At 74.9% G+C, this 25,337-nt stretch carries 23 protein-coding genes; 15 read left to right on the top strand and 8 right to left on the bottom strand.

Features of this window, described 5'->3' with window-relative positions:
- Window positions 1-353 precede the first annotated feature (353 nt).
- Window positions 354-1,319, bottom strand: a complete 966-nt coding sequence (locus tag AC5WAM_RS06675; RefSeq protein WP_366793840.1) for a pirin family protein — start codon at window positions 1,317-1,319, stop codon at window positions 354-356.
- Window positions 1,320-1,480: 161 nt separating this feature from the next.
- Between AC5WAM_RS06675 and AC5WAM_RS06680 the strand changes: the two genes are divergently transcribed.
- A complete protein-coding gene (locus AC5WAM_RS06680) occupies window positions 1,481-1,825 on the top strand; it encodes a tetratricopeptide repeat protein (protein WP_495521956.1) in 345 nt (114 codons plus the stop codon).
- Between the two features lie 95 nt (window positions 1,826-1,920).
- Here the strand turns inward: AC5WAM_RS06680 and AC5WAM_RS06685 are convergent, their stop codons facing one another.
- A complete protein-coding gene (locus tag AC5WAM_RS06685; RefSeq protein WP_366793841.1) occupies window positions 1,921-3,345 on the bottom strand; it encodes a HAMP domain-containing sensor histidine kinase in 1,425 nt (474 codons plus the stop codon).
- Complete coding sequence (locus AC5WAM_RS06690; protein ID WP_495521957.1) at window positions 3,342-4,094, bottom strand: response regulator transcription factor; 753 nt, start codon at window positions 4,092-4,094, stop codon at window positions 3,342-3,344. Before AC5WAM_RS06690 ends, AC5WAM_RS06685 begins: the two co-directional genes overlap by 4 nt.
- A gap of 195 nt (window positions 4,095-4,289) precedes the next feature.
- On the opposite strand from AC5WAM_RS06690, the gene AC5WAM_RS06695 reads away from it, so the two are divergent.
- The 3 genes from AC5WAM_RS06695 (at window position 4,290) to AC5WAM_RS06705 (ending at window position 7,141) form a co-directional block, all read left to right on the top strand.
- A complete protein-coding gene (locus AC5WAM_RS06695) occupies window positions 4,290-5,603 on the top strand; it encodes a glycosyltransferase family 4 protein (RefSeq protein ID WP_366793904.1) in 1,314 nt (437 codons plus the stop codon).
- Between the two features lie 308 nt (window positions 5,604-5,911).
- Window positions 5,912-6,826, top strand: coding sequence for an aminoglycoside phosphotransferase family protein (locus tag AC5WAM_RS06700; protein ID WP_495523519.1), 915 nt, complete (start codon window positions 5,912-5,914; stop codon window positions 6,824-6,826).
- Between the two features lie 48 nt (window positions 6,827-6,874).
- Window positions 6,875-7,141, top strand: a complete 267-nt coding sequence (locus tag AC5WAM_RS06705) for a WhiB family transcriptional regulator (RefSeq protein WP_366793844.1) — start codon at window positions 6,875-6,877, stop codon at window positions 7,139-7,141.
- Between the two features lie 73 nt (window positions 7,142-7,214).
- Here AC5WAM_RS06705 and AC5WAM_RS06710 read toward each other — a convergent pair whose 3' ends face one another.
- Window positions 7,215-8,666: a dihydrolipoyl dehydrogenase family protein gene (locus AC5WAM_RS06710; RefSeq protein ID WP_495521958.1), complete on the bottom strand. Its 1,452-nt coding sequence runs from the start codon at window positions 8,664-8,666 to the stop codon at window positions 7,215-7,217.
- Window positions 8,667-8,783: 117 nt separating this feature from the next.
- Here AC5WAM_RS06710 and trxA point away from each other — a divergent pair, with 117 nt between their 5' ends.
- A complete protein-coding gene (gene trxA, locus AC5WAM_RS06715) occupies window positions 8,784-9,164 on the top strand; it encodes a thioredoxin (RefSeq protein ID WP_366793846.1) in 381 nt (126 codons plus the stop codon).
- Between the two features lie 28 nt (window positions 9,165-9,192).
- Here trxA and AC5WAM_RS06720 read toward each other — a convergent pair whose 3' ends face one another.
- On the bottom strand, window positions 9,193-10,290 hold the full coding sequence (locus AC5WAM_RS06720; protein WP_495521959.1) for a LacI family DNA-binding transcriptional regulator: 1,098 nt from the start codon (window positions 10,288-10,290) through the stop codon (window positions 9,193-9,195).
- Window positions 10,291-10,596: 306 nt separating this feature from the next.
- On the opposite strand from AC5WAM_RS06720, the gene AC5WAM_RS06725 reads away from it, so the two are divergent.
- The 6 genes from AC5WAM_RS06725 to egtD all read left to right on the top strand — a co-directional run bounded on the left by AC5WAM_RS06725 (window position 10,597) and on the right by egtD (window position 17,155).
- The gene (locus tag AC5WAM_RS06725) at window positions 10,597-12,015 is read left to right on the top strand and encodes an amidase (protein WP_495521960.1); all 1,419 of its coding nucleotides are present in this window, start codon (window positions 10,597-10,599) and stop codon (window positions 12,013-12,015) included.
- Window positions 12,016-12,063: 48 nt separating this feature from the next.
- Complete coding sequence (locus AC5WAM_RS06730) at window positions 12,064-12,408, top strand: hypothetical protein (protein WP_495521961.1); 345 nt, start codon at window positions 12,064-12,066, stop codon at window positions 12,406-12,408.
- A 247-nt stretch (window positions 12,409-12,655) separates the two neighbouring features.
- A complete protein-coding gene (egtA, locus tag AC5WAM_RS06735; RefSeq protein ID WP_495521962.1) occupies window positions 12,656-14,026 on the top strand; it encodes an ergothioneine biosynthesis glutamate--cysteine ligase EgtA in 1,371 nt (456 codons plus the stop codon).
- Entirely contained in the window at window positions 14,023-15,441 is a 1,419-nt protein-coding gene (gene egtB / locus AC5WAM_RS06740) for an ergothioneine biosynthesis protein EgtB (protein WP_495521963.1), read from the top strand. The genes egtA and egtB overlap by 4 nt, the downstream gene beginning before the upstream one ends.
- A complete protein-coding gene (egtC, locus tag AC5WAM_RS06745; protein ID WP_366793852.1) occupies window positions 15,441-16,196 on the top strand; it encodes an ergothioneine biosynthesis protein EgtC in 756 nt (251 codons plus the stop codon). Before egtB ends, egtC begins: the two co-directional genes overlap by 1 nt.
- Window positions 16,193-17,155 (top strand): L-histidine N(alpha)-methyltransferase, encoded by a 963-nt coding sequence (gene egtD / locus AC5WAM_RS06750; protein ID WP_366793853.1) that lies wholly within the window; start codon window positions 16,193-16,195, stop codon window positions 17,153-17,155. Before egtC ends, egtD begins: the two co-directional genes overlap by 4 nt.
- A gap of 52 nt (window positions 17,156-17,207) precedes the next feature.
- On the opposite strand, the gene AC5WAM_RS06755 is transcribed toward egtD, so the two are convergent.
- Window positions 17,208-18,488, bottom strand: a complete 1,281-nt coding sequence (locus tag AC5WAM_RS06755; protein ID WP_495521964.1) for an extracellular solute-binding protein — start codon at window positions 18,486-18,488, stop codon at window positions 17,208-17,210.
- Between the two features lie 246 nt (window positions 18,489-18,734).
- Here AC5WAM_RS06755 and AC5WAM_RS06760 point away from each other — a divergent pair, with 246 nt between their 5' ends.
- The gene (locus AC5WAM_RS06760) at window positions 18,735-18,950 is read left to right on the top strand and encodes a dodecin (RefSeq protein WP_495521965.1); all 216 of its coding nucleotides are present in this window, start codon (window positions 18,735-18,737) and stop codon (window positions 18,948-18,950) included.
- Window positions 18,951-19,110: 160 nt separating this feature from the next.
- On the opposite strand, the gene AC5WAM_RS06765 is transcribed toward AC5WAM_RS06760, so the two are convergent.
- Complete coding sequence (locus AC5WAM_RS06765) at window positions 19,111-19,599, bottom strand: phosphatase domain-containing protein (protein ID WP_366793854.1); 489 nt, start codon at window positions 19,597-19,599, stop codon at window positions 19,111-19,113.
- Window positions 19,600-19,712: 113 nt separating this feature from the next.
- Between AC5WAM_RS06765 and AC5WAM_RS06770 the strand changes: the two genes are divergently transcribed.
- Both AC5WAM_RS06770 and AC5WAM_RS06775 read left to right on the top strand, forming a co-directional pair.
- A complete protein-coding gene (locus AC5WAM_RS06770; protein WP_495521966.1) occupies window positions 19,713-20,750 on the top strand; it encodes an LLM class flavin-dependent oxidoreductase in 1,038 nt (345 codons plus the stop codon).
- Window positions 20,751-20,824: 74 nt separating this feature from the next.
- Window positions 20,825-23,182 carry an ATP-binding cassette domain-containing protein gene (locus AC5WAM_RS06775; protein ID WP_495521967.1) on the top strand — a complete coding sequence of 786 codons (2,358 nt, stop codon included), beginning with the start codon at window positions 20,825-20,827 and terminating at the stop codon, window positions 23,180-23,182.
- A gap of 52 nt (window positions 23,183-23,234) precedes the next feature.
- Here the strand turns inward: AC5WAM_RS06775 and AC5WAM_RS06780 are convergent, their stop codons facing one another.
- Window positions 23,235-24,197 carry a LysR family transcriptional regulator gene (locus AC5WAM_RS06780; protein WP_495521968.1) on the bottom strand — a complete coding sequence of 321 codons (963 nt, stop codon included), beginning with the start codon at window positions 24,195-24,197 and terminating at the stop codon, window positions 23,235-23,237.
- Window positions 24,198-24,232: 35 nt separating this feature from the next.
- Between AC5WAM_RS06780 and AC5WAM_RS06785 the strand changes: the two genes are divergently transcribed.
- On the top strand, window positions 24,233-25,300 hold the full coding sequence (locus AC5WAM_RS06785; RefSeq protein WP_495521969.1) for a serine hydrolase: 1,068 nt from the start codon (window positions 24,233-24,235) through the stop codon (window positions 25,298-25,300).
- Window positions 25,301-25,337 lie beyond the last annotated feature (37 nt).

Here is a 25,337-nt window from a genome sequence, read left to right on the forward strand (position 1 = left end):
CCAGGTTGTCGACCTACTACAACTCGGCAACTCTCACTGCGAGCACTCGCACGCCTCACGCCACCAAGTCAGCACGAGTCCAATCCCTGACCCCGTCCCTGCACGCCCCGTGCGCCTGCGACCAGCCGGAACGAGTCCGAAACAGAACCTGACGCACCATCAGCAAAGTCAGCATTAGGTCAGCAAGAGTCCGACTGAAGCTGACCACACGCGCCCACAGCCTGGAATCACGCTCGATGCCGTCAAGGTCACGATCGGGCGGCCGAAGGCCCTCACTCTGCGGGTCCGACGCCCCCTTCACCGGTCGCGCTCGCCTGCCGCACCGAACCGCCACCTACGCGCGTTCCCGCAGGTCAGCGCACCCTCCCCCGAGGCTTCAACGCCACCGGCGGCAGCTCCGGGGCCGGGAGCGGGGCTCCGTCGTAGCCCTTCACCTCGCCGAAGCGGGAGCCCGTCATCCAGTCGGCGCGGGCCTGTTCGATGTCGGCCTGGGTGCGGCCGATGAAGTTCCACCACATGATGAGCTCCTCCTCGAACGGCTCGCCGCCGAGGAGCATGAGGCTGGTGTCGGACGCGGCGCGTACGGGGAGTTCGGTGCGGCCGCAGCCCAGGTAGAGCATGGAGCCGGGGAGTAGCGGGACGCCGTCCACGTGGGCCTCGCCGGACATGGACAGGACGGCGTACTCGAAGTCGGTTTCGAGGGGGAGGCGCAGGTCGGCGCCCTGGGTGAGGGTCAGGTCCGCACCGACGATGGGGGTGTACGTCGTACCGGGCGACGTGGCGCCGTCGAGGGAGCCGAGCAGGAGCTTCGCGCTCAGGCCCGGCGCGGTGACGACCGGCAGGTCGGGGTGGTGCTCGAAGTGCGGCTCGGTGTGCCGGTGGGCGTCCGGCAGCGCCACCCAGAGCTGCGCGCCGTGCAGGAGGCGGGCGTGGGCCTTGGGGCTCTCCTCGGAGTGGGAGATGGCCCGGCCCGACGTCATCAGGCCCAGCTCGCGGGGGCGGACCGTCTGCAGGCTGCCGGTGCTGTCGCGGTGCAGGACCTCGCCCTCGTGCAGCCAGGACACGGTCTGCAGGCCCATGTGGGGGTGCGGTGGCACCTGCATGCCGGGCTCGTCGGCGATGTCGTCGGGGCCGTAGTGATCGACGAAGCACCAGGCGCCCACCATGCGCCGCCCCAGGTTCGGCAGGAGTCGGCGCACCTCGGTGGACTCGCCGAGCTGCACGCGTCGAGGACTGAGGAGTTCCCGCACCGGTTCCGCGACGACGAACCCGCGGCCGCCGCACTGGGCCGGCACCGCCTCGCGATCAAGATTGCTCATGCCGCCCAACCTAGCCCCGACGGGGCCGGAGCGTCAGCATCCGCTTTCGTGCCGTCCGGCGCCGATGCGGGCCCCGCCCCCGTACCGCCGCCCTCCGCCACCCACACGTAGTGGAATATTCAATTACCTAGTGCTGTTGTGTGCCGTCGAGGAGGCAAACAGTGAACATCACCTACTACGACCACGGCACCGCCGCCGAGCGCTGGGAGCGGGCGGGGCAGTTCTTCGACGCCAAGGAGTACGCGACGGCGGCGCGCATCCTCGCCCCGCTGGCCGACGAGGTGCCCGAGCAGGTCGCGCCGCGGCTGCTGCTCGCCCGCGCCTACTACCACTCGGCCCAGCTGCGCCGCGCCGAGACCGAGCTGCGCGCGGTCCTGGAGCTCGACCCCGTCGAGAGCTACGCCCGGCTGATGCTGGGCCGCACCCTCGAACGGCAGGGCCGGGACGCGGAGGCCGTACCGCACCTGCGGATGGCCGCCGCGCTGGACGGCGAGCTGGTTCTGTAGCCGGGAGGCCGGGGCCACGGGCAGCCGGGGGGCCGGGGCCACGAGCAGCCCGGAGGCCGGGGCCACGAGCCGTGCGGCCCGGGCCCGCCCCGGCCTCACGGCTCGCCCAGGGTGAAGCCCACCACCGCCCCTCCCCCGGGCCTCGCCCTGGCGAACACCGTGCCGCCGTGGACGCCCGCCACGTCCCGGACGATGGACAGGCCGAGGCCCGAGCCGGGGAGGCTGCGCGCGGCCGGGGCGCGGTAGAAGCGGTCGAAGACGCGGGCGAGGTCGGTGGGCGCGATGCCGGGGCCCCGGTCGTGGACCTCGACGCGGCCGGTGGAGACCCACAGCTCGATGGGGGCGGTGCCGTCGCGGTCGAACTTGGCGGCGTTCTCCAAGAGGTTGGTGATGGCGCCCTTGACCGCGGCGGGGCGGGCCCGTACGGGCTCCTCGTCCCGGGCGTGGACCGCGATCTCACGGCCGGTGCGGCGGCGCGCCACCGCCGCGGCCTCTTCGGCGACCTCGGCAAGGACGACGTCGACGGGCGGTTCGTCGTCGTGGCGGCCCGCCGCGATGGCGACGAGTTCGTTGACGAGGTCGGTGAGTTCACGCGACTCGTCGGCCAGGTCGCCGACCAGCTCCGCCCGCACGGGCGGCGGCAGTTCGTCGATGCGGCGCAGCAGCGCGATGTTCGTCCGCAGCGAGGTGAGCGGCGTGCGCAGCTCGTGCCCCGCGTCCTGGACGAGCCGCCGCTGGTCGTCCTCGGCCTGCGCGAGACGGCCCAGCATGCGGTCGAAGGAGCGGCCGAGCCGCCCCACCTCGTCGCTGCCCGCCACCGGCACCTGCCGGTCGACGCGGCCGGTCTGCGCCACGTCCTCGGCCGCGTGGGCGAGCCGCACCAGACGCCGGGTGATCCGGCGGGCCAGCCACCACCCCGCCACCGCGGCGGCGAGCACCACGAGCGTGGCGAGCAGCAGCGTGCGCCGCTGGAGGCTGTGCAGCAGGTCCTCGGTGTCGCTGAACTGCCGTGCCACCTGGACGGCGCCCTGGCCTTCGCCGAGGGAGACGGTGACGAGCCAGTAGTCCCCGCGGGCGAGTTCGACGTCGCGGCGCGTCACCACGCCCGCCCGCTCCTCGGCGGCCGTCGCGCGTTCCTCGTCGCCCACCGGCAGGCGGCGTCTGCCGCGCTCGGTGACCCCGCCGCGCGGGCCGAGGACCTGGGCGTCGGAGCGGGTGGGCCGCAGCAGGTCGTCGCGTATGCCGTCGCCGTCGAGGTCGGAGACGACGGTGATGCCCGTACGGTGTCTGCGCACCTGCTGGCGCAGGTCCTCGACGACCTCGTTGAAGGCGGCGTGCTGGTCGCGGCGGATGAGGCGGGCCGCGGCGTCGTAGCTGAGGAAGCCCACCAGCAGGGTCACGACGACGGCGACCGCGGCGAAGGAGGCGGCGAGCCGCGTGCCGAGGCTGACCCCGATCCGGGCGCGCGCCCGGCGGGCCCCGTCGGCGGCGTCCGGTGTGCCGCGGCCGCCGCCGCTCACGACGCCCGCAGGACGTAGCCGACGCCCCGCAGGGTGTGGATGAGCGGCGGCGCCCCGGGCACGTCGAGCTTGCGGCGTAGATAGCCCACGTACACGGCGAGGTTCTTGGAGCTCGGCCCGAAGTCGTAGCCCCAGATGCGGTCGTAGATCGTGGCGTGGTCTAGGACGAGGCCCTCGTTGCGGGCCAGCAGGTGCAGGAGGTCGAACTCGGTGCGGGTGAGCCCCACTTCGCGCGGGCCGCGCCAGACGCGGCGGGCCCCGGGGTCGAGGCGCAGGTCGCCCGCCGTGACGACGCCGTCCGGCTCCTCGCCCACGCCCCCGCCGGGCAGGGCCGCTCCGTCCGCCCGGCGCAGCAGCGCGCGCAGCCGGGCGAAGACCTCGTCGACCTCGAAGGGCTTGGCCACGTAGTCGTCGGCGCCCGCGTCGAGCCCGGCCACGCGGTCGGCGGTCTCCACCCGGGCGGTGAGCATCAGGACGGGCGTCCTGCTGCCTTCGGCACGCAGCACCCGGCACACCTGGAGGCCGTCGATGCCGGGCATCATCACGTCCAGGACGAGCAGGTCCGGCGGTTGCCGGTGCACGGCCGCGAGCGCCTGGACGCCGTCGGCGACGGCCGTGACGCGGTAGCCCTCCAAGGTCAGGGCGCGCTCCAGGGCGTTGCGGATGGCGCGGTCGTCCTCGGCGAGCAGCACGGTGTGCGGTGGACCGCCGGGCGTCGGCGTGTTGCTGAACGGCTCGGTGTGCGGCATCCCGTTAGTCTGCCAACCGCCCCTGTTCCACCGGCGCGCGGCCGCGTTCTTACCGTCCTCTCACCGTGGCCGGAATCCCGGCTTACCCGGGCGCGGGAAAGTGGCCTGCGTTTGCGCCGTGTCATTGGGCCGCGCGTCCCGACCCACGCGCGGATCTGTCGAGCACCGCCGAGGGGAAAGCTCCGCATGAAGGCTCTGAAGGTCGTGTTCCTGCTGCACAACGCGTACGGAGTGGGGGGCACCATCCGCACCACCCTCAACCTCGCGTCCGCGTTGTCCGAGCGCCACGACGTCACCATCGTCTCGCTGATGCGCCACCGCGAGCGGCCGCGCTTCGAGGTCGACCCGCGGGTGCGGCTCGTACCGCTGGTGGACGTCCGGGCAGGGAGCGCGGACACGCTCGATCCGCTGTTCGCCGAGCCCGCCGAGGCGTTCCCTTCGGCGGAGCGGCGCCACCACCAGTACACGCGCCTGCACGACGCGCGCGTCGCCGCGTATCTGCGGCGCTGCGACGCGGACGTGATCGTCGGTACGCGGCCGGGCATCAATGTGTACCTCGCGCGGTTCGGCCCGCGCCGCGCGCTGCTCGTCGGTCAGGAGCACCTGCGGCACGACGCGCACAGCAAGCGGCTGCGCGCCCAACTCGCGCGCCACTACCGCCGTCTCGACGCCCTGGTGACGACCACGGAGGCCGACGCGGACGTCTACCGCAGGCGGATGCCGCTGCCGGGGGTGCGGATCCTGAGCATCCCGAACATGGTGCCCAGGCCCCAGGTCCCGCCCTCGGACGGCACCGCCAAGGTCGTCGCCGCGGCGGGGCGGCTCGTGCCCGGCAAGCGGTTCGACCTGCTGGTGTCGGCGTTCGCCACGGTCGCGGAGCGGCACCCCGACTGGCGGCTGCGGATCTACGGCGGCGGCGGGCAGAAGGAGCCGCTGGAGCGCGCGGTCGAGGAGCTGGGCCTTGGCGGGCAGGTGGAGCTGATGGGGGTGCGCTCGCCGATCGAGCCGGAGTTCGCGCGGGCCTCCGTGGTCGCGTCCGCCTCCGACGCCGAGTCGTTCGGCATGACGCTGGTGGAGGCCATGCGGTGCGGCGTGCCGGTGGTGAGCACCGACTGCCCGCTCGGCCCCGCCGAGATCGTCAGCGACGGCCACGACGGCCGCCTGGTGCCGACGGGTGACGAGGGCGCGCTCGCCAAGGCGCTGCTCGAACTCATCGAGGACGCGCCGCGGCGGCGCGCGATGGGCGCCGCCGCCCTGGAGAGCGCCCGCAGATACGACCCGGAGCCGATCGCGGCCCGGCACGAACGCCTCTTCGCCGAGCTGCGCTCCACCCGCCGCCGACGGGCCTGGCGGCGGCTCCTGCCCGCGCGGGCGCGGCGCGCGCTGCGGCGGCTGCGGGGGCCGGGCGGGGGCGGTGCCGCGGTCCCGGCGCCGTCCGCGGAAGGCTCCGCGGGGCCGGACCGGGCGGTGCGCGAGAGCCGGACACCGGTCACCGCCGGCACCAACTGAAGCGGCCGGGCGGCTCCGTGGCGGTGGGGCTCCGAGGTGTCCTCGGCGCCGCGGCGCTGACGGGCCGCACGGGGCGCGCGGAAACTCGGTGGACAGCGGATCCGGCCGACGGGTGGGATGGGGCACCTTCCACCAGGTCGACGAAGGCGCCGGGCACACGGCCCGGCCGAGGAGTTCCCGTGTCATCGAGCGGTACCGACGAGACGTACGACAAGCAGGACATCGTCAAGCAGGACATCGACCAGCGCGCCACCGACGAGCAGGACATCAGCGAGCAGGGCAGCGGCGAGCACGACGTCCCGGACGCCCTGGACGACGACGAGGTCGCGGTCACCATCGACGAGCCGCTGGTACGGCGCCTCCTCGCGGCGCAGTTCCCGCGCTGGGCCCACCTGCCCGTGACCCCGGTGCCGCGTTCCGGCATGGACAACGCGACCTTCCGCCTGGGCGACGACATGGCGCTGCGGCTGCCCCGCTACGCCCGCTGGACCGGCCAGGTCGAGCGGGAGCAGCGCTGGCTGCCCTGGCTGGCTCCGCAGTTGCCGCTCGCGGTCTCGCAGCCGCTGGCGCAGGGCGAGCCGGGCGAGGGGTATCCGTTCCCGTGGTCGGTCTGCCGCTGGCTTCCGGGGGAGCCCGCGACGACGGACGGCCTGGCGGATCCGCAGGAAGCCGCGGTGCAACTCGCCGATTTCATCAGGGCGTTGCAGCGGATCGACGCGACGGACGGGCCGCCGCCGCAGTGGAGCAATGCCTTCCGGGGCACGCGCGTGGGCACCGAGTGCCCGCAGCTGGCCGCCGACTCCACGGTGCGGGCGAAGATCGCGAAGCTGGACGGCACGGTCGACACCGACGCGGTCACGGCGGTGTGGGAGCAGGCCCTCGCCGCGCCCGCCTGGGACGGTCCGCCGGTGTGGCTGCACGGCGACCTGGCGACCGGCAACCTGCTGGCGGTCGAGGGGCGGCTCAGCGCCGTCATCGACTTCGGGACGCTGGCCGTGGGCGACCCGGCGTGCGATCTGATCCCGGCGTGGATGTTCCTGCCCGCGAAGGCCCGCGCCGCGTTCCGGGCGGCGGTCGGCGCCGACGACGCGACGTGGGCGCGCGGGCGGGGCATCGCGCTCGCCGGGTCGCTGCCGGTCCCCGACGACCCGTTCTTCCAGCAGGACCCGGCGCGTGTGACGACGGCGCTCCGGCATCTGGAGGCGATCCTCGCGGACGGCTGACCGGACGAGGCCGTTTCGTCCCCTTCGCTCCTGGGAACCCGCCGCCGCATGGAAACGGTGCCCCTGCGACAGGACTGGATCCACCGGGCCGCGTGTGCTGATGAGGACCCCGAGCTGTTCTTCCCCGTCGGCACCTCCGGACCGGCCGAGCAGGAACAGGAGGAGGCCAAACGCATCTGCGCGCACTGCACGGTGGCGCGTGAGTGCCTCACGTACGCGCTGAGCTCCGGCCAGACGTCGGGGGTCTGGGGCGGCAAGGGCGAGGACGAGCTCGCGGCGCTGCGGCCCTCCCGGGCCGCGCGGAGGCGGGCGTAGGGGCACGGCCGCCGGCCGGCCGTGCCCCGCTGACGGGGCGGCTCCCGGCCGGCCACCGCCGCCGGGGAGCCCGTCAGCCCCGGTACGTCTCCAGGAGCCGCAGCCACACCTCGCTGATCGTCGGGTACGCCGGGACCGCATGCCACAGGCGGTCGATGGGCACCTCGCCCGCGATGGCGACCGTGGCGGAGTGGATGAGCTCGCCGACGCCGGGGCCGACGAAGGTGACGCCGAGGACGACCTCGCGGTCCAGGTCGACGACCATGCGGGCGCGGCCCCGGTACCCGTCGGCGTACAGGCCCGACCCGGCGACGGACGCGAGGTCGTAGTCGACGGCGCGCACGCGGTGGCCCGCCTCCTCGGCGGCGGCGAGGGTGAGGCCCGCCGACGCCGCCTCCGGGTCGGTGAAGACGACCTGCGGGACGGCGTCGTGGTCGGCGGTCGCGCTGTGGGCGCCCCACCGGTCGGTCTCCAGGATCGGCACCCGCCGGGCGCGGGCGGCGATCGCCGCGCCCGCGATCCGTGCCTGGTACTTGCCCTGGTGGGTCAGCAGCGCCCGGTGGTTCACATCGCCCACGGCGTACAGCCAGTCGCTGCCCGCGACCTGGCAGCTGTCGTCGACGGACAGCCACGCGCCGGGCTCCAGGCCGACCGTGTCCAGGCCGAGGTCGTCGGTGCGCGGGGCGCGGCCGGTGGCGAAGAGGACCTCGTCGGCCTCGATCCGGTCGCCGCCGTCGAGCTCGACGGTGACCGCGGCGCCGTCCCGGCGCACCGCCTTCACCGAGGTGTCCGTCCGCACGTCCGTGCCCGCCTCGCGCAGCGCCTCCGCGACGAGCTCCCCGGCGAACGGCTCCATCTTGGGCAGCAGGCCCTCGCCGCGCACCAGCAGGGTCACCCGGGAGCCGAGCGCCTGCCAGACCGTGGCCATCTCCACGCCGACCACGCCGCCGCCGACCACGACCAGGCGGCCGGGCACGTGGTCGGCGCTGGTCGCCTCGCGGCTGGTCCACGGCTTGGCGTCGGCGGCGCCGGGCAGGTCGGGGACCACGGCCCGGCTGCCGGTGCACACCGCGACGGCGTGCCGGGCCGCCAGGTGCGTGACGGTCCCGTCGGCGGCGGTCACGCTCACCCGGCGCGCGCCCGCGAGCCGGCCGTGGCCGCGGAACAGGTCCACGCCGATCGAGTCCAGCCAGCCGACCTGGCCGTCGTCCTTCCAGTGGGAGGCGTACGCGTCCCGGTGGGCGAGGACGGCGGACGCGTCGAGGGCGCCCTCGACGAGGTGGCGCAGGCCCGGCACGCGGCGCGCGTCCGCGCGGGCCACGACGGGCCGCAGCAGCGCCTTGCTGGGCATGCAGGCCCAGTACGAGCACTCGCCGCCGACCAGCTCGCTCTCCACGATCGCCGCGCTGAGGCCCGCCGCGCGCGCCCGGTCGGCGACGTTCTCCCCCACTGGTCCGGCCCCGATGACCACTACGTCGTACGTGTTGTCCGCTGCTGCGCCCGTGGCGTCCGTGGATTGCGTCATGGGGCCAGTCTGGTGCCAGGTGTGCGGCGTGGCCACACGGGTACGCGCGCGGAATACGGCCGCCGCCGCGGCCGTTGTGCACGACGGCTTCGCCCCCACCAGGAAGAGAGACTCATCATGAGCACGACCGTGGAGCTCACGAAGGAAAACTTCGACCAGACGATGACGGAGAACGACTTCGTACTGATCGACTTCTGGGCGTCCTGGTGCGGGCCCTGCCGCCAGTTCGCTCCGGTCTACGAGAAGGCCGCTGAGGCCAACCCGGACCTGATCTTCGGCAAGGTCGACACGGAGGCACAGCCGGAGCTCGCCGCTGCCTTCGGCATCCAGTCGATTCCCACCCTGATGATCGTCCGGGACCAGGTCGCGGTGTTCGCGCAGCCGGGCGCGCTGCCGGAGTCCGCCCTGGAGGACGTGATCGGGCAGGCCCGGCGGCTCGACATGGACGAGGTCCGCAAGTCGGTCGCGGAGCAGCAGGCCAAGGAGCAGGAGGCGTAACACCTGCTCCGGGGCGCCGGGCCGGGGCTCAGCTCGACTCGCGGTGCACCACGCTCGCACCGAGGACGTCGTGGACCTCCGGCCGCGCCCCGGGCTCCCGCACCACCCGGTCGACCAGCTCGGCCAGGCCGCGGCCCGACGGCAGCTCGATGCGGACGCTGCTCAGGCGCGGGCGGAGGAGCCGCCCGAGCATCAGGTCGTCGGCGCCCACGACGGCCGCGTCGTCCGGGACGCGTATGCTCTCGTCCTGGAGGGCGCGCATGAGGAGCATCGCGTACTCGTCGTTGTACGCGAAGACGGCGTCGAGGCCGAGCCCGCGCCAGCGGCCCGCGAGCCGGGCCGCGGAGTCCTCGCCGTAGCCCAGCGGCAGCTCGGTCACCCCGCCGTCGCCCGCGCCGCGCACGGCGGCCCGCACGCCGTCGAGGCGCGGCCGCGAGAAGGGTTCGAGCCCGGGCTCCTCGGGGACCACGACGCCTATGCGGCGGCGGCCGCGGGCGAGCAGGTGCTCGGCGGCGCTGCGGCCGACCAGGCGCTGGTCCATGAGCAGCGCGTGCGCCCCCTCGGCGCGCTGCGGGCCGAGCGTGAACACCGCCTTGGCGCCCGAGCGCTTGAGGACGGAGACGCCGCGGGCGCCGAGCGCGGTCGCGTCGGGGGCGAGCACCGCGACCGGGCGCAGCTCGGCCCAGGCGCGGGCGGCCTCCTCGCCGGTGAGGCCGAGGCTGCCGTACTGCACGACGGTGTAGTCGAACCGGCTGAGCGCCCACTGGAGTTCGCTGAAGAACTCGCTGAAGAGCGGGCCCACGGGGATCTGGGGCGTGGGCATGAGGACCATGCGGGTGTGCCCGGCGCGCAGGCTGCGGGCGGCCGCGTGCGGAACGTAGCCGAGCTCCTTGGCGGCCTCGCGGACGCGGCGGCGGGTGGGCTCGCTGATGCGCACGGCACTGGTGTTGTTCAGGACGTAGCTCACGGTGGCGCGCGAGACGCCCGCGAGGCGGGCGACGTCGGCGCTGGTCGGAACGGAGTGCGGCACGCGCTGCTCGGCGTCCTGCGGCTCGGGGTCGGGTGGCGGGCTCGGCGCGGTCGGCGCCGGGTCCGGCGCGGCCTGCTGCTTCGGTATCTGCACCATGACGAAGGCAATCCTTCCAGACGGCCCCGGGGCGCACCCAGGCGGGCGCGGGGGCGCTGCCGGGCAGTCGACGGGGCACGGGCGCGCACGCCATCGTGGCTGGTAGCGCGGGAGGTCACGCACGCCGCTGCCCGCGCACACGCGGCTCGGCCGGGGCGGCACACGCCGCTCACGCGCGCCGCGGCCCGGCGCAGCGCGCGCGGCGGACGGGGGTGAACTCCGCCGCCCCGATACCGCGTTGGCCCGCCGGAAGCTACCGTGCGGTAAGCAACCGCGGCCGCGCCGCCCGACCGAAGGTGCCCCGACATGAGCAGCGACCGTTCCGAAGGCCTCGCGGAGACCGTCCGCGCGCTCAGCGCGGGCGAGGTGTCCGCACGCGAACTCACCGAGCGGACGCTGAACCGGATCCTGGCGACGCAGCCCACGCTCAACGCCTTCCGCGTGGTGCGCGCCGAGGCCGCGCTCGCCGAAGCGGACGCCGCCGACCGGCAGTTGGCGAGCGGCGCCCGTGCCCCGCTGCTCGGGGTGCCGCTCGCGGTGAAGGACGACACGGACGTGGCGGGCGAGCCGACGGCGTTCGGCTGCCCCGGCGACTTCCCGCCCAAGGCGCGGGACGCGGAGGCGGTGCGCAGGCTGCGGGCCGCGGGCGCGGTCATCGTCGGCAAGACCAACACGTGCGAGCTGGGGCAGTGGCCGTTCACGGAAGGTCCCGCCTTCGGCGCCACCCGCAATCCGTGGAACACCGGTCACACGCCGGGCGGTTCGTCGGGCGGCTCGGCCGCGGCGGTCGCGGCGGGCCTGGTCCCGGTGGCGCTCGGCTCGGACGGCGCGGGCTCGGTGCGGATCCCGGCCGCGTGGACCCATCTCGTGGGGGTCAAGCCGCAGCGCGGACGCATCTCGACGTGGCCGTGGCCCGAGGCGTTCAACGGGATCACCGTCAACGGCCCGCTCGCGCGCACCGTGGCCGACGCCGCGCTGCTCCTGGACGCGGCGAGCGGCAACCACCGGGACGATCCGCACCAGCCGTCCGCGATCCGCGCCGCCGAGGCCGCCGCGCGCGAGCCGGGCAGGCTGCGCGTCGCGCTCTCCCTGCGCACCCCGTTCACGGCCACGCCCAAGCGGCTGCACCCCCTCGTGCGCGCCAAGGTCGTGGAGCTCGCCGACCGCCTGGCCGCGCTCGGGCACGACGTGGAGGAGGCCGACCCGCGCTACGGCCAGATCGGCCTGGCCTTCGTGCCCCGGGCCACGGCGGGCGTCGCCGACTGGGTGCGCGAGGTGCCCGACCCCGCCCTGCTCGACCCGCGCACCAAGGAGGCCGCCCGGCTCGGGCGGCTGCTCGGCGGTGCGCCGCTGCGGCTCTCCCGGCGGGCGGAGGCGACCCTGCAGCGCCGGGTCGGCGCCGTCTTCGCCAGGTACGACGTGGTCCTCGCGCCCACGACGGCCACCCCGCCGCCGCCCGTCGGGGCCCTCGCGGGGCTCAGCGGTTGGCGCACGGACCAGGCGATGATCGCGGCGTGCCCGTACGCGTGGCCGTGGAACGTGCTCGGCTGGCCGGGGGTGAACGTCCCCGCGGGCCGGGTCGCGGGCGGCCTCCCGGTGGGCGCCCAGCTCCTCGGCCCCGCGGGCAGCGAGCCGCTGCTCATCTCCCTGGCGGCCCAGCTGGAGGCGGACCGGCGCTGGCACGCGCACTGGCCGGAGCTCGCGGGCACGCGTACGGCGCCCTGAGAGGGCGCGCCGAAGCCTTTGGCGGCGCCCGAAAATGCCGTGCGTCTCATGACTGCGCCGTCTACCGTCTGGCCCGTGCAGCTCTACGAGATCCACATCCACGGTTTCGCCGACACAGAAGCGGCGCTCGCGCTCCAGGAACCCCTCGCCCGCCTGCTGTGTCCCGTCGAGGACCACGCCGGGCCCTGCGAGGTGCCCTGGGGCTTCACCGCGGGTGACGGCTCCCTGGTGCTCGGCATCTACGCGAGCGCCGCGAAGGCGGTGGAGGTGACGGACCGGGTGCGGTCCTTCGTGGGCGGCGCCCACCCGGCCGTCCTGGGCGGGCCGACCAGCGACGTCTTCGACGAACTCGCGGAGCAGTACCGCGTCGAGCACCCCGCGCCCCGCGGCTGACCGGCGCTCCTCCAGGGGCGGACGTGCCGTTTCGGCCATCCCGTGCGGGAACGGCACGCGCGTGGTCTATTGGAAGAAACCCCTCGTGTGGTGCGTGAACGGACGGCGTGGCGCGGCCGTCGTTCACCACAACGGCACTTCCCGGCCACCCGGGGCCGTCTTGTGCGAAATAGCTTCAAGGTCTTGGGTGTTACGAGCGCTGCCCGGACGCGACGTCCGGGCCGCCCGGAACAGGAGGACCCCCGGCATGCCAGAAGGAGACTGTACGAACCGTCGCGTGCGTCCTCGGGACGCCGTGACCGAGGCGGAGGTCGAGGCCCTGGTGCGCGGCATCTGCTTCAAGAACGGACCGCCCGCCACCGTCGGCGTCGAGTTGGAATGGCTCGTCCACGACCGGCACTCACCGCGCCTTCCCGTCACGTCCGCCCGCGTCGAGACCGCCCGCGCGGCCCTGCGGACCCAATCCCTGCACTCGGCGGTCACCGTGGAACCCGGCGGTCAGCTGGAGCTCAGCTCGCTGCCCGCCGCCTCGCTCATGGAGTGCGTATCGGCCGTGACGGCCGATCTCACCGTCGTCCGTGACACGCTCCGCCCCCTGGACCTCACGCTCACCGGCCTCGGCGCCGACCCGTGGCGCGCCCCGACGCGGCTGCTGCGGGAGCCGCGCTACGACGCCATGGAGTGCTGGCTCGACCGCGCGGGCGAGGCGGGCCGCCGCATGATGTGCTCCACGGCGTCCGTGCAGATCTGCCTGGACGCCGGGTACGCGGAGCCGGGGCCGCTCGGCTTCGCCCGGCGCTGGCGGCTCGCGCACCTGCTCGGCCCGGTCCTGGTGGCGGCGTTCGCCAACTCGCCGGTGCAGGACGGCCGGGCCACGGGCTGGCGGTCCACGCGGCAGGCCGTGTGGGCGGGCATCGACCCCGGCCGGTCGGGCGCGCCCGCGCTCGACGAGGAGCCGCGGGCGGCCTGGGCGCGGCACGCCCTGGACGCGCCGGTGATGTGCGTACGCACAGCGGACACGGCGAGCACGGCGGACACCGCGGACTCGGCGGACACCGGGCGCTCCGGGGCCGGGGACGGGGTGCCGTGGCTGGTCCCCCAGGGCCTGAGCTTCCGGTCCTGGGTGCGCTCGGGGCTGCCGCGGCCGCCCACGCGCGGGGACCTCGACTACCACCTCACCACGCTGTTCCCGCCGGTCAGACCGCGCGGGCACCTGGAGCTGCGCATGGTCGACGCGCAGCCGGGCGCGGACGGCTGGGTGGTGCCGCTCGCCGTGACCATGGCGCTCTTCGACGACGCGCAGGCCGCCGAGACGGCCTACCGCACCGTGAAGCCGCTGGCCGAGCGGGCCGGGGTGACGCCCGCGCCGCACAGCCCGCTGTGGCTGGACGCGGCGCGCGACGGCCTGGCGGACCCGGAGCTGCGCGAGGCGGCGACGGCCTGCTTCGCCGCGGCCCTGGAGGCGCTGCCCCGGCTGGGCGCCGGCCCCGAGGTGCTCGCCGCCGTCGCGGCGTACTCCGATCGGTACGTCGCCCGGGGCCGCTGCCCCGCGGACGACCTGCTCGACGAACTCGACGCACAAGGGGCGCTCGCCCCCGGGAAGGACGTACCGCGATGACCGGTTCCACGACCGGAGCCCCGCACGGCGTGCCCGTCGGGCCCGAGGAGCTGCGGGAGCGCGCGCTCGGCGCGCTCCGGGCCGCGCGCGAGCGGACCGCGCTGCTCACCTCCTGCGTCGAGGACTCCGAACTGACCGCGCAGCACTCGCCGTTGATGTCGCCGCTGGTGTGGGACCTCGCCCACATAGGCAACCAGGAGGAGCAGTGGCTGCTGCGCGCGGTCGGCGGCCGCGACGCCCTGCGGCCCGAGATCGACTCCCTGTACGACGCCTTCGAGCATCCGCGCGCGGCCCGTCCCTCGCTGCCGCTGCTCGCGCCCGACGAGGCCCGCCGCTACGCCGCCGACGTGCGCGGCCGGGCGCTCGACGTCCTGGAGAGCACCCCGTTCACGGAAGGCACCCCGTTCGCGCCGGACGCCCCGCCCGCCGCGGGCGGCGCGCAGGCGGTGCGCGGCCTCACCGACGCGGGCTTCGCCTTCGGCATGATCGCGCAGCACGAACAGCAGCACGACGAGACCATGCTGATCACCCATCAGCTGCGGGCGGGCGCCCCGGCGCTCACCGCCCCCGACCCGGAGCCCGCTCCGGCCTTCGGCGGCCCGGACGAAGTCCTGGTGCCCGGCGGCACGTTCACCATGGGCACCTCCACCGAGCCCTGGGCGCTCGACAACGAACGCCCCGCCCACCAGCGGCTCGTACCGCCCTTCTTCCTCGACACCACGCCGGTGACGAACGCCGCGTACCAGCGCTTCATCGACGACGGCGGGTACGAGGAGCCGCGCTGGTGGCACGAGCGCGGCTGGGAGACGGTCCGCAAGAACGGCCTCACCGCGCCGCTGTTCTGGCGCCGCGAGGGCGGGCAGTGGCTGCGCCGCCGCTTCGGCCACGTGGAGCCGGTGCCCGCCGAGGAGCCGGTGGTCCACGTCAGCTGGTACGAGGCGGACGCGTACGCGCGCTGGGCGGGGCGGCGCCTGCCCACCGAGGCCGAGTGGGAGAAGGCGGCCCGCCACCGGCCCGACGAGGGCCGCTCGGCGCGCTATCCGTGGGGGGACGAGGACCCCGCGCCCCGGCACGCCAACCTGGGCCAGCGCCATCTGCGTCCGGCGCCCGCAGGCAGCTACCCGGAGGGCGAGTCGCCGCTCGGCATACGGCAGTTGATGGGCGACGTGTGGGAGTGGACGGCGAGCGACTTCCTGCCCTACCCGGGCTTCGTCGCCTACCCCTACCGCGAGTACTCGGAGGTGTTCTTCGGCGGCGACTACAAGGTCCTGCGCGGCGGCGCCTTCTCCGTGGACGCCGTGGCCTGCCGGGGCACCTTCCGCAACTGGGACCACCCGGTGCGGCGGCAGATCTTCTCCGGCTTCCGCACGGCCCGCGACGCCACGGCCGCCGAGCTGGCCGCGGAGCTCGGCTGATGTGCCGTCACCTCGCCTACGTCGGCGCGCCCGAGCACCTGGGCGCGCTGCTCGTCGCGCCGGAGCACGGCCTCTTCCGGCAGTCCTGGGCGCCCCGGCACCAGCGGCACGGCACGGTCAACGCCGACGGCTTCGGCGTGGGCTGGTACGCCGACGGCGACCCGGTGCCCGCGCGCTACCGGCGGGCCGGGCCGATCTGGGGCGACCAGTCGTTCGCGGACCTCGCGCGCGTGGTGCGCTCCGGGGCGGTACTCGCCGCCGTGCGCGACGCCACCGTGGCCGGGGCGGACGGGGAGGCCGCCGCGGCGCCCTTCGCCGCGGACCGCCTGCTGTTCAGCCACAACGGCGCGGTGTCCGGCTGGCCCGGTTCGCTCGCACCGCTCGCCGCCGGGCTCCCGGCCGCCGATCTCCTGTCCCTGGAGGCGCGCTGCGACTCGGCGCTGGTCTGGGCGCTCGTCCAGGCCCGGCTGCGGCGCGGCGAGCCGCTGCCGCAGGCGCTCGCCGACACGGTCGTGGAGGTCGCGGAAGCGGCCCCGGGATCACGGCTGAACCTGCTGGTCACCGATGGCGCGACGATCGCCGCGACGGCCTGGGGCGACACCCTGTGGTACCTGGCCGTGCCCGGGCGCGGCACCGTCGCCGCGTCCGAGCCGTACGACGACGACCCGCGCTGGCGCGAGGTCCCCGACCACACGCTGCTCCACGCGAGCCGCACCGACGTCCTTCTCACCCCGCTCAAGGAGCCACCTGCGTGAGCCCGTTCCTGCTGACCCGCACCCTGCCCGAGGACGCCACGGACGCGGCCCTGCGCGCCGACGTCCTGCACGGCCTGTCGCGCACCCCGAAGACCCTGCCGCCCAAGTGGTTCTACGACGCGCGCGGCAGCGTCCTGTTCGACGAGATCACCACCCTGCCCGAGTACTACCCGACGCGTGCCGAGCGCGAGATCCTGGTCGCCAGGTCGGCACGGATCGCCGAGGTCACCGGGGCCCGCACGCTGATAGAGCTCGGCTCGGGGTCCTCCGACAAGACCCGGCACCTCATCGACGCCCTGACGGACCTGGACACGTACGTGCCCGTCGACGTCAGCGAGTCCGCGCTCACCGGCGCGGCGAACACGCTCCTCGCGGAGCGGCCCTCCCTGAGCGTGCACGCGCTCATCGCCGACTTCACCCAGGGCCTCGCGCTGCCCGGCACGCCGGGGCCGCGCCTGGTGGCGTTCCTGGGCGGCACCGTCGGCAATCTGCTGCCCGCCGAGCGCGCCGCGTTCCTCGCCTCGGTGCGCGGCCTGCTGTCCCCCGGAGACGCGCTGCTCCTCGGCACGGACCTGGTCAAGGACGAGTCGGTCCTGGTGTCGGCGTACGACGACGGGGCGGGTGTGACCGCCGCGTTCAACAAGAATGTGCTGCACGTCGTGAACCGCGAGCTGGGCGCGGACTTCGACCCCGAGGCGTTCAGCCACGTGGCCGTGTGGGACCGCGACCGGGAGTGGATCGAGATGCGGCTGCGGTCCCGGCTCTCGCAGACGGTGAAGATCCCCGCCCTGGACCTCGCGGTCGACTTCGAGCGGGGCGAGGACCTGCGCACCGAGGTCTCCGCGAAGTTCCGCGAGGACGGCGTCCGGTCGGAACTGGCCGCGGCGGGCCTGGAGCTGACGCACTGGTGGACGGACGAGCGCGGGCGCTTCGCGCTGTCCCTGAGCACGGCGTCCTGAGACCCGGGTCCGGGGGCCCGGCGCCGTCGGCGGCGGGCCCCACGGGCCGGGCTCAGTGCGCGTTGTCCTCCAGGGCCTCGGTGATCCGGCCCGAGGCCGCCTTGGCCTCGGCGGCCGCGTCGCCGCCCGCGAGGACCTTCGACATGTACGTCTTGATCGGGTTCTTGGCCTCGACCAGGGCCCAGCGCGGCGAGTTGGGGGTCGCCCGGCCGCGCGCGGCCCCGGCCGCCATCGCGGCCACTCCGGCATCGCCCGACACGGTGGGGGCGAGCGTCGTCTTGTTCGGCACGTAGTCCATGGTGCGGGCGAGCTCCTTCTGCCACTTCTCGCCCGCGAGCGCCTTGACGACCTCGACGGCCGCCTTGCGCTCCTTCGTGCCCTCGCGCACCACGAGGTCGGAGCCGCCGGTGAAGACGGCGCCGGGCTTGCCCGCGGTCTTGCCGGGGATCGGGAAGTAGCCGATCTTCCCCTTCAGGGCGGGGTTCTTCGCCTCGATGGCGCGGGCGCTGCCGGGCACCGCGATGATCTGCGCGACGTCACCCTTGGCGAACACCCCGGCCTGCGGCGGGTGTTCCTCGTCGGCGTCCTGGGGGCCGTCGCCGAGGGCCTGGAGCTGCTTGTAGAAGTCCATGCCGCGCAGCGCGGCGGGGGAGTTCAGCGTGCCCTTCCAGACGCCGCTCTTCTCCTTGGCGAGGTCGCCGCCCTCGTCCCAGATGAACCCGGCCAGCGTGTACCAGTCCTGTCCGGCGAGGTAGATCCCCTGGTCGGCACCGGAGTCGAGGCGCGCCGTCGCGTCCAGCCACTGCTGCCGGGTCTTGGGCGGCTGCTTGATCCCGGCCCGGGCGAACAGGTCCTTGTTGTAGAGGACGACGCGGTTGGCTGCGTACCACGGCACGCCGTACTGGGCGCCCCGGTAGCGGCCGGGCTCGGCGAGGCCGGGCAGCCAGTCGTCCATGCCGAGGTCGCGCGCGGACTCCAGGGTGAGGTCCTCCAGGCCGCCCCCGTCGACGTACTGGGAGACCTGGGTGTTGCCGACCTCGATGACGTCGGGCCCGTCGTCCTTCTTGAGGGCCTTCTGCACCTTGGGGCCGATGCCGGTCCATTCGTGGATGCGGATGTCCAGGTCGATGTCGTCGTGCTGCTTCTCGAAGTCCTCGGTGAACCGCTTGACGAACCCGTCCGACGCGCTGCCCCGCATCAGCCAGACCGTGACGGAGCTCTTGTCGTCGTCCGAACCGGTCAGGATGCCGCAGCCGGGCAGCAGGGCGGTGGCGGCGAAGGTCAGGGCGAGGGAGAGCGAGATGCGTCTGTGGCGCGCGTTCACGTCGGTCACTTTCTGCGGGGGGACAGCACGGGGGGAGGGGCCCGACGTGGGGAAGAGCGGTGCTCGAACGGGTGTGTGGGATTTTGGTACGGACCTCAACATCGGGTCAAGGGGCATGGGCCCATCGGTCTCTCACGGCACCTCCATCAATCGATCACATCGCTCCACCCCCGCACCGCCGCCAACAGGCCCGCGTCACCGCCCGGCACTACCGTGGAGGGCAGCCGCACCGCCGCGGAGAGGAGATGCACCCCCATGTCCGAGCACACCTACCGGGTCACCGAGATCGTCGGTACGTCCCACGAAGGCATCGACCAGGCCATCCGCAACGGCGTCAGCCGCGCCTCGCAGACGCTGCGCGGCCTGGACTGGTTCGAGGTCACGCAGGTGCGCGGCCACATCGAGGACGGGGAGATCCGGCACTACCAGGTGGGCCTGAAGCTCGGCTTCCGCCTGGAGGAAGCGGGCTGACCGCCCGGCACGGCCACAGCCGCGTCCCGCGCCGCCGCCGGTACGCCCCCCACCGCCGCAGGCACGCCCCTCGCGGCCTCAGGCACGTACCCCGCAGCCTCGGGGCCGCCCCCGACCTCAAACAACGTCTCCCGCGGCCTTCAGGTACGCCCCTCCGGCCTCAGGTGCGCCCCTCGCGCTCCTGCCCGTCCTTGAGCGCCGCCGACGTCCGCGCCCAGCGCGCCCGCACCACCGTGAACCCGGCCCGCTCCGCGTCGTCGCACACCAGCTCGTCGTCGTCCACGAGCACGCGCACCTCGCGGCCCCGCGCGAGCCGCCGCAGGACCTCCAGCTTGGTGCGGCGCGCGGGCCGCCGGTCGTGGTCGCGCCGCATCCAGATCCGCCCCTCGGGCAGCCCCTGCGCGGCGAGCCACGCCTCGGTGTCGGCACGGCAGCGCTCCGGCCGCCCCGTCAGGTACACGACCTCGCACTCCCCCGCGCTCTCCCGCGCGAGCGCGACGCCGCGCGCAAGCGGCGGATCGTACGGCGCCGCCGCGAAGAACGCGTCCCAGTCGCGCGGCCTGCGCTCCAGGAACCGCTGGCGGTGCGCGGTGTCGGCGAGCGTGCCGTCGAGGTCGAACACGGCCAGGGGTCTGGTGTCGTCCGTCACGTGATCAGCGTAAGGACACGGCATCGGCGCGGGGAACGCGACGCACCTCATGAAGTGCGCGACACCGTGGCGGGAGCGGGAATCCTCAGCCGCGACGAGCGTTGAACACGTCTGTGAGCACAGTGATCCATTCCACCCGCTTCTCCGTCCTCGACCGCTCGCGCGTCCGCGAGGGGCACGAGGGCCCCGAGGCGCTGCGGGACACGGTCCGCCTCGCGCAGGACCTGGAGGCGCTCGGGTACCACCGCTTCTGGGTGTCCGAGCACCACGGCGTGCCCGGAGTCGCAGGTTCCGCGCCGACGGTGCTCGCCGCGGCCGTCGCCGGAGCCACCCGTACGATCCGGGTCGGGACGGGCGGCGTGATGCTGCCGAACCATCAGCCGCTCGTGGTCGCCGAGCAGTTCGGGGTCCTGGAGGCGCTGTTCCCCGGCCGGATCGACATGGGGCTCGGCCGCTCGGTCGGGTTCACGGACGGCGTACGCAAGGCGCTCGGCCGCGACAAGCACGCCGCCGAGGACTTCGCGGCACAGCTCACCGAGCTGCTCGACTGGTTCCGCGGCGCCTCGGACACCGGTGTGCGCGCCTACCCCGCCGACGGCGTCCGGGTCCCGGCGTACGTCCTGGCCACCGGCGAGGGCGCCGCCGTCGCAGCGGCCGCGGGCCTGCCGCTGGTCATCGGCGACCTGCGGGGCCGCGACCGGATGCTGCGCGCCGTCGACGGCTACCGCGCGGCCTTCACGCCCTCGCCCTGGGCACCGGAGCCGTACGTGATCGTCTCCGGCTCGGTCGCCGTCGCGGAGACCGAGGAGGCGGCCCGCCGCCTCCTCGTGCCCGAGGCCTGGTCGATGGCGTACTCCCGCACGCACGGCACGTTCCCGCCGCTGCCGCCCGCCGGGCGCGTCGAGGAGCTCGCGGCGACGGGCGGCATGGCCGCCAAGGAGCGCGAGCTGTACGAGTCCGGGCTCCGGGGCCACATCCACGGCACCGAGGAGCAGGTCGCCGACGCCCTGGAGGCGCTGCTCAAGGACAGCGGCGCCCAGGAGGTCCTGGTGACCACCAGTACGCACGACCGCGTCGGCCTGCTCGACTCCTACCGGCGCCTGGCGCGCGTCGCGGGCCTCGCCGGGGCCCCGGAGGCCACCGGGGCGTGACCGCCCGAGGTGCGCGAACGGCCCCGGCCTAGAATCGTGGGGTTTGCCCCATCGCCGCGTTCGGAGCCCGCCCCATGCCCAGCCCCCGCGCCCACGACCACGACCCGTTCGTCCGCGTCCGGGGCGCCCGCGAGCACAATCTGTGCGGCGTCGACGTGGACGTCCCGCGCGACGTGATCGCCGTGTTCACCGGTGTCTCCGGCTCCGGGAAGTCCTCGCTGGCCTTCGGGACGATCTACGCGGAGGCCCAGCGGCGCTACTTCGAGTCGGTCGCCCCGTACGCGCGCCGCCTCATCCACCAGGTCGGGGCGCCCAAGGTCGGCGAGATCACGGGCCTGCCGCCCGCGGTCTCGCTCCAGCAGCGCCGGGCCGCGCCCACCTCCCGCTCCTCGGTGGGGACCGTCACGACGCTGTCCAACTCGCTGCGGATGCTGTTCTCGCGCGCCGGTACGTATCCCGCGGGCGCCGAGCCGCTCGATTCGGACGCGTTCTCGCCGAACACGGCCGCCGGCGCGTGCCCCGACTGCCACGGCCTCGGCCGGGTGCACCGCACCACCGAGGAACTCCTGGTCCCCGACCCGTCCCTGTCCATCCGCGACGGCGCGATCGCGGCCTGGCCCGGCGCCTGGCAGGGCAAGAACCTCCGCGACGTCCTGGACACGCTCGGCCACGACGTGGACCGGCCCTGGCGCGAACTGCCGCAGGACGAGCGGGAGTGGATCCTGTTCACCGACGAGCAGCCGGTGGTGACGGTCCACCCCGTCCGCGAGGCGGGCCGCATCCAACGCCCCTACCAGGGCACGTACATGAGCGCCCGGCGCTACGTCATGAAGACGTTCGCCGACTCCAAGAGCCCGACCCTGCGCGCCAAGGCCGAGCGCTTCCTGACCAGCGAGCCGTGCCCGGCGTGCGGCGGCAGCAGGCTGCGGCCCGAGGCGCTCGCGGTGACGTTCGCGGGCCGCACGATCGCGGAGCTCGCCGCGCTGCCGCTGAGCGACCTCGCCGCGTGCCTGCGGGACACCGGCGGCTCCCAGACCGCGCGCGTCCTCACCGCCGACCTGCTCTCCCGCATCGACACCATCACCGAGCTGGGCCTCGGCTACCTCTCCCCCGACCGCGCCACGCCGACGCTCTCCCCCGGCGAACTCCAGCGCCTGCGCCTGGCGACCCAGCTGCGCTCCGGGCTCTTCGGCGTCGTGTACGTCCTGGACGAGCCGTCGGCCGGGCTGCACCCGGCGGACACCGAGTCCCTCCTCACGGTGCTCGACCGGCTCAAGGCGGCGGGCAACTCGGTGTTCGTCGTGGAGCACCACCTCGACGTGATGCGCCACGCCGACTGGCTCGTGGACGTGGGCCCGCGCGCGGGCGAGCACGGCGGCGAGGTCCTGCACAGCGGCCCCGTGGCCGACCTGGCCGGCGTCGCCGGGTCGGCCACGGCCCGCTACCTCTTCGGCCGCGCCCCGGCTCCCGTACGCGAGGTCCGCGCGCCGCGCGGCTGGCTGAAGGCGGGCCCGGTGACCCGGCACAACCTGCGGGACGTGACGGTGGAGTTCCCCCTCGGCGCGTTCACCGCGGTCACCGGCGTCTCCGGCTCCGGCAAGTCCACGCTCCTCGGCGAGCTCACCGAGGAACTCGACGGCGTCGGGCGCCTGGTCCGCGTAGACCAGAAGCCCATCGGCCGCACCCCCCGCTCCAACCTGGCCACCTACACCGGCCTCTTCGACGTCGTACGCAAGGTCTTCGCGGCGACCGACGCGGCCCGCGCACGCGGGTACGGGGCCGGGCGGTTCTCCTTCAACGTGGCGGGCGGGCGGTGCGAGACCTGCCAGGGCGAGGGTTTCGTGAGCGTGGAGCTCCTCTTCCTGCCCAGTACGTACGCGCCCTGCCCCGACTGCGGAGGCGCCCGCTACAACCCCGAGACCCTCCAGGTCACCCACAACGGCCGCACCATCGCCGAGGTCCTCGACCTCACCGTCGAGGCCGCCGCCGACTTCTTCGCCGACACGCCCGCCGTGCAGCGCAGCCTGGCCACCCTCATCGATGTGGGCCTCGGCTATCTGCGCCTCGGCCAGCCCGCCACGGAGCTCTCCGGGGGCGAGGCGCAGCGCATCAAGCTCGCCAGTGAGCTCCAGCGGGCGCGGCGCGGGCACACCCTCTACCTCCTGGACGAGCCCACCACCGGGCTGCACCCCGCCGATGTGGAGCTCCTCGTGGGGCGGCTGCACGAGCTCGTCGACGCGGGGCACTCCGTGGTGGTCGCCGAGCACGACATGGCCGTGGTGGCCGGGGCGGACTGGGTGGTGGACCTGGGGCCCGGGGGCGGGGCCGGGGGTGGCCGCGTCGTGGCCTGCGGCCCGCCTCAGCAGGTCGCCCGCGCCGCGCTCAGCCGCACGGCGCCCTACCTGGCCGCGGCCCTGCCCTCCCCGGCCTGACGGGCCCCGGCCTGGCGGCTCTCGGCCCGGGGGGCACGGGGGCTCGCCGGGGTCACGAGGGCTCGTACACCACCGCCCAGGGGCGCGGGCCCGGGTCCGGCGGCGACAGGGGCCGCGGTACGGCCGTGCCGTCCCGGCAGAGGACCCGCGCCGCGAGGTCCGCGAACCGGCGGGCCCCCGCGTGCGCCCCCTGCGCAGGCCACGCCCCGGCGACCCGCTGGGCGAGGGGCCGTCCGGCGAGAGGGCGCCAGACCACCCTCGGCTCCTTGCGCGCGGCGGTGCCCCGTTCGAAGGCCACGCCCTGCCCCGCCGCCACGAGGCCGAGCAGGAACTCGGGGTTGCGGGCGTGCCGGACGCGGCCGGGCACGAAGCCGCCCCCGCGGCAGACGTCGAGCGTGGTGTCGTACCAGCCCGGCGCGGCGTCCCGCGGGCTCAGCACCAGGTCGTGCCCGGACAGATCCGCGAGGCCGACCTCCGCGAGCCGGGCCAGCGGGGACGTACGGGGCAGCACCACGCCCAGCTCGACGGCGACTTCGGGGCCGAGGACGAGGCCGGTGGCGTCCACCGGCAGATGCAGCAGGCCGACGTCCAGGCCGCCGGACGCGAGCAGGCGCAGCTGCTCCTGCGTGGACACCTCCTGGAGGTCGACGCGCAGGCCCGGCGCGTGCTCCGCGCAGGCGGCCAGGAGCGCGTGCAGCACGGGCGCGGCGGTGTCCTCGGGCACGCCCGCGCGCAGCGTTCCGACGTCGCCGTCGACGGCGCGGCGCACCAGGGAGCGCAAGCGCTCCTCCCGCACGAGGAGCTCGCGGGCCTCGTCGTACAGGACGGACCCGGCGGCGGTGAGCCGGACCTGCCGGTTGCTCCGGTCGAAGAGTTCGGCGCCGAGCTCCTTCTCCAGGCGGCGGACGGCCTGGCTGAGCGGCGGCTGCGCCATGCCGAGCAGCTCGGCGGCCCTGCTGAAGTGCAGCTCCTCCGCGGTGACGAGGAAAATACGCAGGTGCCGCAAGAGATCCACGCGACGAGCGTAGGCGAGAGGAAGTGAGGGGCGGGATGCGGGTCGAGGAACGCATAGGGGAGGTCTTCGCCCGGGCGGGCGCGGAGGGCGCGCTGCACGCGATGCGCATCGACGCCGACGGAGCAGCCGGCCCGGCGACCGCCCCGCCCGACGGCCCGGGACCGGCAACCGCCCCACCCGGCAGCCCGCGACCGTCGGCCGCCTCACCCGACGGCCCGGGACGTGCAGCTGCCCCACCCGACCACCCGGGACCAGCGGTCGCTCACCCCCGCAGCGCGAGCCACGGCGTCTGCCTCGCCGCCGACACCCCCGTCGCCATCTCCTCCGTCTTCAAGGTGCTGCTCGTCCTGGAGTTCGCGCGCCAGGTCGCCGCGGGGCAGCTCGATCCGCGGGAGCGGGTCCTGGTGACGGACGGGCAGCGGCTGGGGGGCTGGGGGATCGCGGGGTGCGTGGACGACGTGGAGGTCTCGCTGCGCGACCTGGCGTACTTCGCGCTGACCGTCAGTGACAACTCCGCGGCCGACGTCCTGCTCTCCCGCGTCGGCCTCGACACGGTGGGTCTGCTGGCGCGGGAGCTGGGTCTCGCGCGGACCCGGATCGTGGGCGGGCCGCGCGAGGCCCTCGCGTCGATGCTGGGCGACGTCGGGGCGCGCACGGCGGAGGAGTTCGCCTCGCGGTACCGGGCCCTTCCGGACGAGGGGAAGCGGCGCCTGAGCGTCCTCGACCCGGAGCGGGCCAACGCCAGCACGCCGCGTGAGGTCACCCGCCTGCTCGACCTGATCTGGCGGGACGCGGCGGGACCGCCCGAGGCGTGTGCGCGGGTGCGGGCGCTGATGGGGCGCCAGGTGTTCCGCCACCGGCTCACCTCGGGGTTCCCCGACGGCGTGCGGATCGCCGCGAAGACCGGCACGCTGCCGGGGCTGCACATCGAGGCGGGCGTGGTGCGCTGGCCGGAGGGCGACGCGTACGCGGTGGCCGTGTTCGCCAGGAGTCAGGCGATGGCCGCCGACCTCACCCGGGTGGACGCCGCGATCGGCACCGCCGCCAGGATCGCCGTCGACAGTTTGCGCACCGGGGCCGACCGCCCGCGGCTACCGCTCTGAGCTGGTGTCATATCGGATCGGATATCCAGCTCGCGGA

Source organism: Streptomyces sp. JLYT201, assembly GCF_059448825.1.

What these genes read in the sequence shown, in the direction of transcription:
- AC5WAM_RS06705 (WP_366793844.1), top strand. Translation starts at nt 6,875, where the DNA reads ATGGAAACGGTGCCCCTGCGACAGGACTGGATCCACCGGGCCGCGTGT.
- trxA (WP_366793846.1), top strand. Translation starts at nt 8,784, where the DNA reads ATGAGCACGACCGTGGAGCTCACGAAGGAAAACTTCGACCAGACGATG.
- egtB (WP_495521963.1), top strand. Translation starts at nt 14,023, where the DNA reads ATGACCGGTTCCACGACCGGAGCCCCGCACGGCGTGCCCGTCGGGCCC.
- AC5WAM_RS06775 (WP_495521967.1), top strand. Translation starts at nt 20,825, where the DNA reads ATGCCCAGCCCCCGCGCCCACGACCACGACCCGTTCGTCCGCGTCCGG.
- AC5WAM_RS06785 (WP_495521969.1), top strand. Translation starts at nt 24,233, where the DNA reads ATGCGGGTCGAGGAACGCATAGGGGAGGTCTTCGCCCGGGCGGGCGCG.
- AC5WAM_RS06730 (WP_495521961.1), top strand. Translation starts at nt 12,064, where the DNA reads ATGACTGCGCCGTCTACCGTCTGGCCCGTGCAGCTCTACGAGATCCAC.
- AC5WAM_RS06675 (WP_366793840.1), bottom strand. Translation starts at nt 1,319, where the DNA reads ATGAGCAATCTTGATCGCGAGGCGGTGCCGGCCCAGTGCGGCGGCCGC.
- AC5WAM_RS06720 (WP_495521959.1), bottom strand. Translation starts at nt 10,290, where the DNA reads ATGGTGCAGATACCGAAGCAGCAGGCCGCGCCGGACCCGGCGCCGACC.
- AC5WAM_RS06710 (WP_495521958.1), bottom strand. Translation starts at nt 8,666, where the DNA reads ATGACGCAATCCACGGACGCCACGGGCGCAGCAGCGGACAACACGTAC.
- AC5WAM_RS06760 (WP_495521965.1), top strand. Translation starts at nt 18,735, where the DNA reads ATGTCCGAGCACACCTACCGGGTCACCGAGATCGTCGGTACGTCCCAC.
- egtC (WP_366793852.1), top strand. Translation starts at nt 15,441, where the DNA reads ATGTGCCGTCACCTCGCCTACGTCGGCGCGCCCGAGCACCTGGGCGCG.
- AC5WAM_RS06690 (WP_495521957.1), bottom strand. Translation starts at nt 4,094, where the DNA reads ATGCCGCACACCGAGCCGTTCAGCAACACGCCGACGCCCGGCGGTCCA.
- egtA (WP_495521962.1), top strand. Translation starts at nt 12,656, where the DNA reads ATGCCAGAAGGAGACTGTACGAACCGTCGCGTGCGTCCTCGGGACGCC.
- AC5WAM_RS06725 (WP_495521960.1), top strand. Translation starts at nt 10,597, where the DNA reads ATGAGCAGCGACCGTTCCGAAGGCCTCGCGGAGACCGTCCGCGCGCTC.